General features: G+C 66.5%; 12 protein-coding genes. 2 read left to right on the top strand and 10 right to left on the bottom strand.

Annotated features, from left to right (window positions below; genetic code table 11):
• Positions 1-11: 11 nt before the first annotated feature.
• The 6 genes from AC05QJ_RS20385 to AC05QJ_RS20360 all read right to left on the bottom strand — a co-directional run bounded on the left by AC05QJ_RS20385 (position 12) and on the right by AC05QJ_RS20360 (position 5,989).
• A complete protein-coding gene (locus tag AC05QJ_RS20385; protein WP_476743090.1) occupies positions 12-1,409 on the bottom strand; it encodes an NAD(P)-binding domain-containing protein in 1,398 nt (465 codons plus the stop codon).
• An 88-nt stretch (positions 1,410-1,497) separates the two neighbouring features.
• Positions 1,498-2,352, bottom strand: a complete 855-nt coding sequence (gene purU, locus AC05QJ_RS20380) for a formyltetrahydrofolate deformylase (protein ID WP_476743089.1) — start codon at positions 2,350-2,352, stop codon at positions 1,498-1,500.
• 35 nt (positions 2,353-2,387) lie between these two features.
• Complete coding sequence (locus AC05QJ_RS20375; RefSeq protein WP_476743088.1) at positions 2,388-3,518, bottom strand: aminomethyl transferase family protein; 1,131 nt, start codon at positions 3,516-3,518, stop codon at positions 2,388-2,390.
• A gap of 33 nt (positions 3,519-3,551) precedes the next feature.
• The gene (locus AC05QJ_RS20370) at positions 3,552-4,568 is read right to left on the bottom strand and encodes a heme-dependent oxidative N-demethylase family protein (RefSeq protein ID WP_476743087.1); all 1,017 of its coding nucleotides are present in this window, start codon (positions 4,566-4,568) and stop codon (positions 3,552-3,554) included.
• Between the two features lie 15 nt (positions 4,569-4,583).
• Positions 4,584-5,504: a PDR/VanB family oxidoreductase gene (locus AC05QJ_RS20365; protein ID WP_476743086.1), complete on the bottom strand. Its 921-nt coding sequence runs from the start codon at positions 5,502-5,504 to the stop codon at positions 4,584-4,586.
• A complete protein-coding gene (locus tag AC05QJ_RS20360; RefSeq protein ID WP_476743085.1) occupies positions 5,501-5,989 on the bottom strand; it encodes a dimethylamine monooxygenase subunit DmmA family protein in 489 nt (162 codons plus the stop codon). Before AC05QJ_RS20360 ends, AC05QJ_RS20365 begins: the two co-directional genes overlap by 4 nt.
• Positions 5,990-6,157: 168 nt before the next feature.
• Between AC05QJ_RS20360 and AC05QJ_RS20355 the strand changes: the two genes are divergently transcribed.
• The gene (locus tag AC05QJ_RS20355; RefSeq protein ID WP_476743084.1) at positions 6,158-6,772 is read left to right on the top strand and encodes a LuxR C-terminal-related transcriptional regulator; all 615 of its coding nucleotides are present in this window, start codon (positions 6,158-6,160) and stop codon (positions 6,770-6,772) included.
• 107 nt (positions 6,773-6,879) lie between these two features.
• Here the strand turns inward: AC05QJ_RS20355 and AC05QJ_RS20350 are convergent, their stop codons facing one another.
• Genes AC05QJ_RS20350 through AC05QJ_RS20335 form a run of 4 tightly spaced genes read right to left on the bottom strand, consistent with a single transcriptional unit; the run spans position 6,880 to position 10,053 of the window.
• Positions 6,880-7,923: a beta/alpha barrel domain-containing protein gene (locus tag AC05QJ_RS20350; RefSeq protein ID WP_476743083.1), complete on the bottom strand. Its 1,044-nt coding sequence runs from the start codon at positions 7,921-7,923 to the stop codon at positions 6,880-6,882.
• An 11-nt stretch (positions 7,924-7,934) separates the two neighbouring features.
• Positions 7,935-8,867, bottom strand: a complete 933-nt coding sequence (locus tag AC05QJ_RS20345; RefSeq protein ID WP_476743082.1) for a DUF6282 family protein — start codon at positions 8,865-8,867, stop codon at positions 7,935-7,937.
• 32 nt (positions 8,868-8,899) lie between these two features.
• A complete protein-coding gene (locus AC05QJ_RS20340) occupies positions 8,900-9,664 on the bottom strand; it encodes an HpcH/HpaI aldolase family protein (protein ID WP_476743081.1) in 765 nt (254 codons plus the stop codon).
• Positions 9,661-10,053 (bottom strand): cupin domain-containing protein, encoded by a 393-nt coding sequence (locus AC05QJ_RS20335; protein WP_476743080.1) that lies wholly within the window; start codon positions 10,051-10,053, stop codon positions 9,661-9,663. Before AC05QJ_RS20335 ends, AC05QJ_RS20340 begins: the two co-directional genes overlap by 4 nt.
• A gap of 190 nt (positions 10,054-10,243) precedes the next feature.
• Between AC05QJ_RS20335 and AC05QJ_RS20330 the strand changes: the two genes are divergently transcribed.
• Positions 10,244-11,683 (top strand): NAD-dependent succinate-semialdehyde dehydrogenase, encoded by a 1,440-nt coding sequence (locus AC05QJ_RS20330; protein WP_476743079.1) that lies wholly within the window; start codon positions 10,244-10,246, stop codon positions 11,681-11,683.
• Positions 11,684-11,692 lie beyond the last annotated feature (9 nt).

Here is an 11,692-nt window from a genome sequence, read left to right as displayed (position 1 = left end):
ACCTTGGCCGCTCAGGGCGTGGTCATTTCGCTGCGGGTGGCGTCCACGGTGTTGCCCGCCTTGAGCGGATCATCCGCGAGGTAGGCGTCCAGGGAGTCGTCCAGCGCTTCCAGCCAGGGCGTGTGGTGGGGCGTTGCGAGGGTGCCGGTGATCAGCGAGCGGTGGCACTTGTCGCGGTAGCCCATGATGTTTTCGTACTTGTCTTTCTTCCATTGCAGGAAGGTTTCGTTGACTGCGGCAATGTCGAAGCTGGGATAGTCGGTGGCCTCGATCAGCTGGCGGATGTACTCGCCCTGGAACTCGAACATCTGCTGGGCGGTTTCCAGGCGTTCCTCTTCTTCACGCCAGGCCAGGTCTTCGGCGTGCATGAGCGACGCATCGGGCAGGGCGATGCGGCCGAGGATCACGTCGCGGGCGTACCAGGCCTGGGCGTCGAACATGTTGAAGCTGTACCACTGGTCCTGCATGCCGAGGTAGATCAGCTGCGGGTTCTGCTCCCAGAACACGCCCTTGTAGAGGTTCAGCGGCCACAGGCGGTTGCCGGTCTTGAGGCGCAGTGCTTCGGGCAGGAACGGGAAGTGGTGCTTGTAGCCGGTGCAGAGAATGATCGCGTCGATGTGCTTGCTGCTGCCGTCGACGAAGAACGCGGTGCTGCCCTTGACGTGGCTGAGCAGCGGCTTTTCTTCCCAGTTGTCCGGCCACGGATAGCCCATCGGTGCGCTGCGGTAGCAACTGGTGATGCTGCGGGCGCCGTACTTGTAGCACTGCGAGCCGATATCTTCGGCGGAGTAGCTGCCGCCGACGATGAGCACGTCCTTGCCGCGGAACTCCAAGGCATCGCGAAAATCGTGGGCGTGCAGGACACGGCCGGCGAAGCGCTCGAAGCCGGGGAAGGACGGCACGTTGGGCGTGGAGAAATGGCCGCTGGCGACCACCACGTAGTCGAAGGTCTCGCTGTAGGTCAGGTCGCGCTCGTAGCAGTGGGCGGTAACGCTGAAAGTCTGGCTGGCGGCATCGAAGCGCACGTCGCGCACGGCGGTGTTGAAGCGGATCATGTCGCGCACGCCGGCCTTTTCCACGCGGCCCTTGATGTAGTCCCACAGCACTTCACGCGGCGGGTAGGAGCCCATGGGCCGGCCGAAGTGTTCGTCGAAGCTGTAGTCGGCGAATTCCAGGCATTCCTTCGGCCCGTTGGACCACAGGTAGCGGTACATGCTGCCGTGGACCGGCTCGCCGTGATCGTCCAGGCCGGTGCGCCAGGTGTAGTTCCACATGCCGCCCCAGTCGGCCTGTTTCTCGAAACAGACCAGTTCGGGAATCTCGGCGCCCTGGGCCTGGGCCGACTGGAAGGCACGCAATTGGGCGAGGCCGCAGGGGCCGGCGCCGATGATGGCTACACGGGATTTCATAAGAGCACTCCAGATCAGGTCATGGGTTGAATTCATCGCTGGCAAGCGGAGCGCCGCCCCGCTTGCCAGCGATGACGGCTGACGCCTGTCAGCGGAAAATCACGGTCCGCTCGCCGTTGAGGAACACCCGGTGCTCCAGGTGGTATTTCACGGCGCGGGACAGGGCCACGGTCTCGGTGTCGCGGCCGATGCTGACCAGGTCGTCCGGCAGCCAGGCGTGATCGACCCGCTGCACTTCCTGCTCGATGATCGGGCCCTCGTCGAGGTCGGAGGTGACGTAATGGGCGGTGGCGCCGATCAGCTTGACGCCGCGGGCGTAGGCCTGGTGATAGGGCTTGGCGCCCTTGAAACCGGGCAGGAACGAGTGGTGAATGTTGATCGCCCGGCCCGAGAGCTGGCGGCACAGGTCATCGGAGAGGATCTGCATGTAGCGGGCGAGCACCACCAGTTCGGTGCCGGTCTCTTCCACCAGTTGCAGCAGCGCGGCCTCCTGTTGCGCCTTGGTGTCTTTGGTCACCGGCAGGTAGACGAAGCGGATGCCTTCGCGTTCGGCCATGGGCCGCAGGTCGAGGTGGTTGGAGACGATGGCGGTGATGCGCATGTCCATCTCGCCTTTCTGGTGGCGGTAGAGCAGGTCGGCCAGGCAGTGGTCGTATTTGCTGACCATCAGCAACACGGGCATCGGCCGGTTGCCTTCGAACAGTTCCCAGTCCATGGCGAAGGGTACCGCCACGTCGACGAAGCCCTGGCGCAAGGCATCGAGGTCGGGCTTGACGCCGTCGTTGAAGCGGAACACCGCGCGCATGAAGAAGCCCCCGGCGAGTTCGTCGTCGAATTGGGCGAGTTCGCTGATGTAGCACTCGCGCCCGGCGAGGTAAGTGGTGACCGCTGCGACGATGCCGGAGGTGGCCGGGCAGCTGATCTTGAGGATGTAGTGAGTCATGTCGGTGGGTCTCGTGCAGGCAAGGTGGGCAGCGTTCAGCCTTTGGCGGTGCGCTTTTTCTTTTCCGGGTCGTCGAAGGGCAGGCTGTGGGCGATGGCTTTGGCAGTGAGGCTGCCGCGCACTTCCAGGGGCAGGCCCTGGCTGGCGATGTGCGGCTCGACCCGGGCAATGGCCATGGAACGTTCGGTGAGCCGCGAGTACATGGCGCAGGTGATCACCCCGACCTGGCGGCCTTCATGCCAGAGGCTGTCGCCGTTCTGCGCGGCGACGTGGCCGTCCAGCAGCACGCCGTAGATCCTGAAACGCTCCTGGCCCTGGCGCCGGTAGTGCTCGCCGGCACCGCGGAAGTCCTGTTTGCCGGGCGACACGGTGAAGTCCAGGCCCAGTTCCCACAGGGTGTCGCCGGCCTTCTGGTCGGCGAAGGGGTACATCTGCGAGTTGTCGTAGGGGTAGAACAGCAGGTAGCTCTCCACCCGCAGCCAGTCGAGGGCGGTGAAGGCGCAGGGGATGATGCCGTGGTCCTGGCCTTTCTCCAGGATGCCGTCCCAGATCAGCGGCGCGTCGGCGGCCTTGCAGAAGATCTCGTAGCCGCGCTCGCCGGTGTAGCCGGTACGGGAAATCATCACCGGGCGGTCGAACAGGCGGGTTTGCAGGTGATGGAAGTACGGCAGCTCGCGGATGCCCGGCACGTGTTCGGCGAGGAAGTCCACGGCCTTCGGTCCTTGCAGCGACAGGTCGTGCAGGTCGTCGTCGAACAGCACCGCCACCTGGCGGCCCTGGGCCGAGCGGATCAGCAGTTCGTGGCCGATGCCGGCGCCGTGCACCACCATGAAGGCGTTGGGGCCGGTGCGGTAGACGATGCAGTCATCGGCAAAGGTGCCGTCCTCGTCCAGCAGGCAGGCGTACACCGACTTGCCCGGATACAGCTTGCTGATGTCGCGGGTGGTGGCGTACTGCAGCAGGCTTTCGGCGTGGGGGCCGACGTAATGGACTTTTTTCAGCCCGGAGACGTCCATCAGCCCGGCACGGGTGCGAATGGCCTCGTGGTGGTCGGCCAGGGCGCTGGTGTAGGTCCAGGCGGTGGGCATGCCGTTCCAGTCTTCCAGCTGCGAGCCGAGGGCCAGGTGGCGTTCGCGGAGCGCGCTGATGCGCCATGAGTTGCTCATGGGAAATTCCTCTTGTGATGAATCGGGTCGGGGTCAGGCTTCGGCGTCGAAGCGGCTCAGCCACTGCACCAGCGGCTGGCGGTAGCGAGTGATGCCCTTGTAGTCGGCGATCTGCTCGGGAAGGTCGCGGATCACCCGGTGCATGCGCTGCGCCCAGGCCGGGTTGGTGACCAGTTCGTTGAGGCTGATCAGGTAGGTGCGGATGCCGAACAGCAGGGCGTTGGAGCGCGGCAGGCGCAGCATCAGTTGCAGCTCGACGCGCAGGTGCACCAGCTCGCCGGCGTTGTCGGCGGTGACCTTGCCGCGGTCGCTGCCCCACTGGTGGTAGGTCTCGGGCGAGGTGTCCAGGCGCGGGTTGATGGTCAGGGTCCAGTTGAGCCGGCGCACCGGCGCGCCGACCTGGACGTGCAGCAGGTACTTGAGCGCCCGGTCGAACACGCCCATCTGGTTGGCGATGGGCACCGGCGAATGCCATTGCTTGAAACTCATGCCGGCGTCGAAGCGCAGCGACCAGTCCGCCGGGCAGGTGACCATGCCGGCGTCCATGAACAGGTCGTCGTCACGCTGGTCGAGCACGGCGAAGTCGCCCTGCATCTGCCGGGTGATGTACTCCAGTGGCTCGCAGGGCAGGCTGTCCGGATCGCCGAAGGTGAAGCGCTGGTCGATGCCCAGGGCCAGGTTGCGCCAGTGCCAGGCGTCGCCGTCGCGCTCGAGCGCAAAGTGCGCCGGGTAGTCAGCGGACAGGTGCTCCATCAGCACCGCCAGGGTGTCCCAGGCGGCGGTGGCCATGTGCGGCATGACCATGCAGCGCTCCGGGTCCTGTTCCAGCACCCGGGCGCGCTCGGCCATTTCCGAGACGTAGTGCTCGTCCACGTCGAAGGTGTGTTCGAACACCGAGCCGGGATCGCGGGACACCGCCGGCTCAATGTTCACCGAGTACATGTACTGGTCTTCCGGGAACGGGAAGGGGAAGCGGGCGATGGCCGCCGGGCTGTTGCGAAAGCTGAAATCGTCCCGGTAGGTTTCGTTCGGCTTGAAGGTCAGGGTCATGGTGACGTCTCCGGGTCAGATATCGAGCAGGATCGGGCTGCCGCAGCCGCGGGATACGCAGGGCATCAGGCTGCTGGCGCGCTCGTCGGCGGCGAGGACGTGGTCGCGGTGCTCCACGTCGCCTTTGAGGTAGGGCGTCTGGCACTGGCCGCAGACGCCGCCGCGGCACAGGTTGGGAATGTCCACGCCAGCGCTTTCCAGGGCTTCGAGCAGGCTTTGTTCGGCGCTCACCTGCAGGTGGCGACCGCTGCGCACCAGCTCGACGCTGAACGGCTGGCCGGGCTCGGCACCGGCGAAGGCTTCGCTGTGCACCCGGCGCGGGCTCCAGCCGAGGACGGCGGCCTGTTCCTGGATCGCCAGCAGCAGCGATTGCGGGCCGCAGCTGTAGACGTGGGCGCCCAGCGGGCGGTCCTGCAGCAGGGCGGCCGGGTCGAAACGGCGGCGGCCACTGGGGTATTCGTGCAGGCGGTTGCCCAGCCGCTCGCGCAGTTCGCCGAGGTAGGCGTCGCTGCTGCCCTGGCGGTAGGCGTAATGCAGTTCGAAGTCCTCGCCCCGGCGCAGCAGTTCGCGGCTGTAGGCAATGAACGGGGTGATGCCGATGCCGGCGGCCACCAGCAGGTGCTGGTGGGCCTTGCTGTGCAGCGGGAAGAGATTGGCCGGGGCGCTGATGGCCAGCCTGTCGCCGGCGTGCATCGACTGGTGCAGGAAGCGCGAGCCGCCGCGAGACGCGTCCTGATGGCGCACGGCGATGCGGTACTGGCGGGTGTCGGCGGGGTCGCCCAGCAGCGAATAGGCATTGCGCCGGCCATTGGGCAGGTGCACTTGTACGTGGCTGCCGGCGGAAAAGCCGGGCAGGGCGCCGCTCAGGGCTTCCAGGCAGTACTCGCGGATTACCGGGGTGAGCTCGCGGATGGCGGCGATACGGACCTCGATCATGGGCGCACCTCGGCGAAGGGCTGGTCGGCATCGGCGCAGACGCCGAGGTAGGCGCCCAGGCGTTGCGAGAAATGGCGACGCACCTCCAGGTGCACGCCGCAGTGGGCGCAGACCAGGCTGTCCTCGGGGCTGGCCGGCTGGCAGCGGGCGCAGTGCACGCAGAACACCTGACGGCTGCCCTGTACGTGGCTGAGGAGGATTTCGTCGTCCTGCAAACCGGCCTGGCGGGCCACGGCCTGCAGCGGCCAGATGAACGCTTCGTCGCCGCGCAGTTCAAGGCGCAGGCCACAGCGGGACCGGGCCAGGCGCTCGGCCAGGGCCTGGCCCAAGGCGTTGCTGTCGGCGAAGTCGGCGAGCACCAACTGACGCTCCTCCGGCAGATGGCTGTCCCGCACGCGGGTCACCACCAGGTCGGCTGCGGAGCGAGACGGGTGGTCCGGATAGCGCGGAACGCTGAACGGGTGGTAGGTGGCGGCACTGCTCATGGACACCTCGACGGATGGGTTCGTGTTTCTTCGTGGGGCAAATAATTTCCCCTGAAGAAAGCTCGCTCAATCCGCTAGAGGAGGTATGCCAAAAGGAGTAGTTGCTGCGAAAGGGCATGGAAGTTGCTGCCCAAGAGGCAATTCCCCACGGGTTGCAGGAGGAGAGGGATGGACAATGCCATGCTGTCGACGCCCGGCTGGGACGCACTGACCGAGCGCGAAGGCCAGACCCTGACGCTGATCAGCGCGGGCCTGAGCAACAAGCAGATCGCCCGGGAGCTGGGTATCAGCGACGGGACCGTGAAAATCTACGTGCGTAATCTGCTGCGCAAATTCCGCCTGGAATCGCGTCTGGCGTTGGCGACGCGGGTGCACCGTGGCGTGCCCGCTGAACGTGCAGGCGCAGCGCCGGCTGCACCGATTCCGTTCGCCCTCGGCCTGCTGGACGACCTGCCGGGGCTGATCTATCGCGGTCGCAACGACCGGAGCTGGTACATGGAGTACGTCAGCGCTGGTTGCCTGCCCCTGACCGGCTACCCCGCCGACTACCTCACCAGCAATCCGCAGCGCAGCTTCGGCTCGCTGATCCTCGATGAGTACGCCGACTACATCTGGTACTGCGTGCAGTGCGCGCTGCTCAAGCATGAGCCCTATCAGCTGAGCTACCGCATCCGTTGCGCGGAAGGGCGGGTCAAGGATGTGTGGGAGACGGGCGTGGGCATCTACTCCGGCAGCGGCGAAGTGCTGGGGGTGGAAGGCGCGATTTTCGAGCGGCAGGTATGAATGACGGCGCCTCATCGAACGATGAGGCGCAACCGATTTCTAGGGCCCGAGCATCCGCCAGCTCTCGGTCAGTTCCCGACCCAACCGCCTCAGTCGGGAACCCCCGCTTACTTTGGGGCAAAGCGCTCCCACCAGCCGGGACGGCTGGCCTGCTCCTGGTAGGTCTGCACCTGGTCGGCAGCACTGCCGAGCAATTGCTCCACGGTCGATTCGCGGCTGGCAACGTAGGCGTCCAGTTCGGCAATGGCCTTTTCCAGCACGCCATAACCCCCGGTGAACACCGCCGAGGTCATTTCGGTGGCGCTGGCGCCCGCGAGCAGGAACCTCGCCACGTCCAGTCCGGTACGGGCTCCGTTGGTGGCGATCAGCGGGTAGTCGTCGCCCATGGCCTTGCGCGTCAGCATCAGCCAGCGCGCCGTCAGCGGCAGCGCCCATGAACCGCCGATGGCGGCGCTGGTGCCGAGCAGTGGCCGGCCGCTGTCGAGGTCGGGCAGAAAACCCATGAACCGTCCCATCATCACCACGCTGTCGGCCCCGCCCCGGCGTGCCGCCTGGGCCAGGGCGACGACGTCCTCGCTCTGGCCGGTGAGCTTGATCCACAAGGGCAGGGTGGTGGCCTGGCGGATGCGCCGCACGATGGTTTCGATCCGCGCCGCGCCGCGTTCCAGGACAATGGCGCCCTTGGCCGCTTCCTCGCCGTGGGGCGCGCCGATGTTCAGCTCCAGCACCCGCAACCCGGCCTCTTCGATTTGCCGGGCGTACTCGGCGCACTGCTCCAGGTCGCTGAGGATCAGGCTCGGGATCACGTAGGCGTCGAGCGTACGGGCATGCCGGTCGAGCTCGACCAGTTCGCCGAGCCAGTCGCCGAACGCGCGCTGAACCAGCCCTGAGCGGCCGAACAGGCTGGCGTCCGGCGGCGGGTCGAAGTCCCAGGGCAGGGGCTTCCACTGGGCATCCAGCAGCACGTAGTCGGTCTTGTCCAGCTGTGCCTTGGCCGCCGCCGATTCGTTGGTGGACTTGGCCACCACCGCCCCCGCGCCGGTGGCGAGGGCGGCGCGGATGGCATCGGCGGTCATGGTCTGCTCGCCGGCGCCACAGATCACCGGGTTCTTCAGGGTGAGGCGGCCGAGGGTAATGCTCAGTCGGGTCATGGATGCTGTGCTCACAGGTTCATCAGGCGAGCAGCATTGCCCGAGATCATTTTGCGGATGTCGGCGTCGCTGTACTCCAGGTCGAGCAACTGGCCGATGACGTTGCGGAAACCGTCGGCGATGCTCGGGTTGCCCTGCTGGCCGAGGTCGGAGCCGAGGATGGTGAGGTCGATGGTGCCGGCCTCGATCACCTGGCGCAGGAAGGTGTCGTCATAGAACTTGAACTTGGAGCCAGGCACCCACATGCACATCGAGTGCTCCATGAACACGCCTTCGCTGGCCAACTGGCGCATGTCATCGAGGCTGGCGTCGACCACGTAGGTCGGGTGGTTGACCAGCAGACGCTTGACCCCGCGCTTGCGTGCTTCTTCGAACAGCGGCCAGATCTCGCGGATGTTCAGGTGGCCGGCGGAGAGCACCACGTCCTGGGCGGCGATCAGGTCGAGGATGGCCTTGACCTCTTCCTTGAGCTTGCCGTCGTCGTCCAGCACGGTCAGCGGGATCGGCTGCAGCATGCGCTGGGTGGTCTGGGGGAATTTCTCGACGAACTTCACGTCCTGATGGTGGTGGGCGATATGGTTGGCCGAGGAGAAGGTAGGCATCCATACCAGCTTGGCGCCCAGGTTCAGGCCGTGCTCCACGGCATGCACGTTGAGACCGCCGACCGCGTTGTTCAACGGCACGCCGGAGAGCATGTGCACGTTGAGTTCGCTGAAGTGCTTGTTGAGCAGGGTGGTGACCGGGGTGCAGCTGTAGTAGTGGTCCTTGAGCAGCACGGCCTTGAGACCGGCCTCGGAGGCTTCGCGCATGGCCTCGATATGGTCGCAGTAGCGCGGCATCACCGACGGGCCGCTGTGGCAGTGCAGGTCGATGGCGCCCACCAGCAGGTCGTTGATGCGTGCCTGGCGTTCGTCGTTGGCGGTGGGGGTGAGAATGGCGTTCATGGCATTACCTCTTGTTCTTGTCGGGTGGCGACTCAGCGGGCCGAGTCGCGGAAATGTCGGGCTTGCTGGCTCCAGCCGGCGCGCAGCAGCGCCTGGTCGGAGCCGAGGATGAAAAAGCTCACGCCGCGGGCGGCGAAGCGGTCGAGATCGTCGAGGCCGGCGACGAAGAGGCCGCTGGCCTTGCCAGCACGGGCGGCGGCGTCGATCACCTGGCTGACCGCAGCCTCGACCCGCGGATCGTCGAGACGCTCGGCGCCCAGCGACACGGCGAGGTCGGCGCGGCCCACCAGCAGGCAGTCGATCTGCCCGACGGCGGCGATCGCATCGAGGTGATCCAGCGCCTCGCGGTCTTCGATCTGGGCGACGATGGCGTGGCGTCCGTCTTCGGCGGCCAGGTGTTCGGCCAGTGTGGCGCGGCCGTAGCCGCCGGCCCGTGGCGAGTTGGAGAAGCCCCGGTTGCCATCGCGATAACGGGTGGCACGGAGGATGTCGCGGGCCTGATCGGCGTGGACGATATGCGGCAGCACCAGGCCGTCGGCGCCCAGGTCGAGGGCCTGCAACAGGGTCGCCGGCCGTGAGTCGGCCACCCGTACCAGCCCGCTGACCGATGCGGCGCGGCAGGCCAGCAGGCCGCGGTCGAGGCTGCCCTGATCGAAGGGGGCGTGCTCGGCATCGAGCACCACCGCGTCCAGCCCGGCGTCGCCGGCGATCTCTACCACGGCGTGGCTGGGGGTCTTGATGAAGCTGCTGAGCAGCGGCTGGCCGGCGCGCAGCCGGGCGGCGAGGGTGGTGTTCATGCCGATACCGCCGGCTCGGCGAATTCGGCAGCCTGGTATTCGATCAGGTGGCGGTAGTCGTGGCGGATCGGCGAGAACACATCCAGGTTCATCACCACCTCGGTGCCCACCGGTTCTGCGTAGTGCACCACATGGGGCGGGATGCGGATCATGCTGCCGGGGCCGCCCTCGACCACCTCGTCGCCCAGGTGGAAGCGCACCCGGCCCTGCACGATGATCACCAGTTGCTCGAAGGTGTGGCTGTGGGGGAACACATCCATGCCCGGGCTCAGCCAGTTCATCACGCAGAGGGTGTCGTCGCCGCGGAAGGCGACCCGCTCCACTCCCTTGCGCACGACTTCCCGTGGCAGGTCGTTCCAGTTATGCAGCAATGCCTGGGCGAGGCTCATCGGCAAATCTCCTTTCTTGTTTTCTATAGGGGAACAGTGTTTCGCTGTGAGATAAACCTACGCCTGCCGGATGGAGACGGTCAAGCCTCTTTTTCCGACCTTGACAGCGGCTTTCGAGCGGGCCTAGCATCGTGTCGTTCAAAAGAACAATATTTCGATGTGAGAAATATAATCTTCAAGGAATCCTCAGATGCGTGTAATCGAGTCTCTTCTGATTGACGGCCAGTGGTCGGTGGGCGGCCATGAGCGTCAGGCCGATGTCTTCAATCCCGCGACCGGCGAGCTGATCGCCCGCCTGGGCCTGGCCTCCACCGCCGACCTGGACCGCGCCCTGGCGGCGGCCCGACGGGGCTTCGAGGTATGGCGCAAGACCTCGGCCTACGAGCGCTCGAAGATCCTGCGCAAGGCGGCGGACCTGGTGCGTGAGCGCTCGGCGGACATCGCCGCGCTGATTACCCTGGAACAGGGCAAGCCGCTGGCCGAGGCGAAGCTGGAAGCCTTTGGCGCCGGCGACCATATCGACTGGTACGCCGAAGAAGGCCGGCGTGCCTACGGCCGGGTGATTCCGCCCCGCGCCCGTGGCGTGCGCCAGACCGTGCTGCGCGAGCCGATCGGGCCAGTGGCGGCCTTCAGTCCGTGGAACTTCCCGGTCAGCCAGCTGGTGCGCAAGATCGCCGGCGCCCTGGCCGCGGGCTGTTCGATCATCGCCAAGGGCCCGGAAGAAACCCCGTCGTCCTGCATCGAACTGTGCCGCGCCTTCCAGGATGCCGGCGTGCCGCCGGGGGTGTTGAACCTGGTGTTCGGCGTACCGGCCGAGGTGTCTGACTACCTGATCCGCTCCGAGGTGATCCGCAAGGTGTCCTTCACCGGTTCCGTGCCGGTGGGCCGCGCCCTCGGCGCGCTGGCGGGGCAGTACCTCAAGCGCTGCACCCTGGAGCTGGGCGGGCATGCGCCGTTCATCGTCTGCGATGACGTCGACGTGGAGGCGGTGGCGGCCCTGGGTGCCGGCCTCAAATTCCGCAATGGCGGGCAGATCTGCGCCTCGCCGACCCGCTTCTATGTGCAGTCGGCGGTGTACGAGCAGTTTGTCGCGGCGTTCTGTCGCGCCGGTGCGGCGCTGAAGATGGGCGACGGCCAGGACCCGGCCAGCCAGCTCGGCCCGTTGGCCAACCCCCGCCGTGTGGCGGCGGTGCAGGAATATGTGGACGACGCCCTGGCCGTGGGTGCGCAACTGGCGCTGGGCGGCGAGGGCGGCGAGGGCGTCGAGGGTGACGGTTTCTTCTACCCGGCCACCGTGCTCACCGATGTGCCGGAAAACGCCCGGGTGATGAGCGAGGAGCCCTTCGGTCCGATCGCCTCCATCGTGCGTTTCGACAGCCTCGACGAGGTGATCGGGAAAGCCAACAGCCTGCCGTTCGGCCTGGCGGCGTTCGCCTTCACCCGTTCGATCCAGCGCGCCACGCTGCTGGCCGACGAGCTGGAATCGGGCATGGTGTCGATCAACCACTTCGGCCTGGCGGCGCCGGAAACGCCGTTCGGCGGCGTGAAGGACAGCGGCTACGGCAGCGAAGGCGGCAGCGAGGGCCTGGACGCCTACTTCACCACCAAGTTCGTCAGCCAGGTGGGCTGAGCTGATACC

It is taken from the genome of Pseudomonas sp. TUM25319 (assembly GCF_056388475.1).
Note: the sequence above shows the minus strand (reverse complement) of the source record. Positions and strands in the feature narration are given on the sequence as shown.

What these genes read in the sequence shown, in the direction of transcription:
- AC05QJ_RS20350 (WP_476743083.1), bottom strand. Translation starts at nt 7,923, where the DNA reads ATGACCCGACTGAGCATTACCCTCGGCCGCCTCACCCTGAAGAACCCG.
- AC05QJ_RS20370 (WP_476743087.1), bottom strand. Translation starts at nt 4,568, where the DNA reads ATGACCCTGACCTTCAAGCCGAACGAAACCTACCGGGACGATTTCAGC.
- AC05QJ_RS20375 (WP_476743088.1), bottom strand. Translation starts at nt 3,518, where the DNA reads ATGAGCAACTCATGGCGCATCAGCGCGCTCCGCGAACGCCACCTGGCC.
- AC05QJ_RS20345 (WP_476743082.1), bottom strand. Translation starts at nt 8,867, where the DNA reads ATGAACGCCATTCTCACCCCCACCGCCAACGACGAACGCCAGGCACGC.
- AC05QJ_RS20365 (WP_476743086.1), bottom strand. Translation starts at nt 5,504, where the DNA reads ATGATCGAGGTCCGTATCGCCGCCATCCGCGAGCTCACCCCGGTAATC.
- AC05QJ_RS20385 (WP_476743090.1), bottom strand. Translation starts at nt 1,409, where the DNA reads ATGAAATCCCGTGTAGCCATCATCGGCGCCGGCCCCTGCGGCCTCGCC.
- purU (WP_476743089.1), bottom strand. Translation starts at nt 2,352, where the DNA reads ATGACTCACTACATCCTCAAGATCAGCTGCCCGGCCACCTCCGGCATC.
- AC05QJ_RS20355 (WP_476743084.1), top strand. Translation starts at nt 6,158, where the DNA reads ATGGACAATGCCATGCTGTCGACGCCCGGCTGGGACGCACTGACCGAG.
- AC05QJ_RS20330 (WP_476743079.1), top strand. Translation starts at nt 10,244, where the DNA reads ATGCGTGTAATCGAGTCTCTTCTGATTGACGGCCAGTGGTCGGTGGGC.
- AC05QJ_RS20335 (WP_476743080.1), bottom strand. Translation starts at nt 10,053, where the DNA reads ATGAGCCTCGCCCAGGCATTGCTGCATAACTGGAACGACCTGCCACGG.
- AC05QJ_RS20360 (WP_476743085.1), bottom strand. Translation starts at nt 5,989, where the DNA reads ATGAGCAGTGCCGCCACCTACCACCCGTTCAGCGTTCCGCGCTATCCG.
- AC05QJ_RS20340 (WP_476743081.1), bottom strand. Translation starts at nt 9,664, where the DNA reads ATGAACACCACCCTCGCCGCCCGGCTGCGCGCCGGCCAGCCGCTGCTC.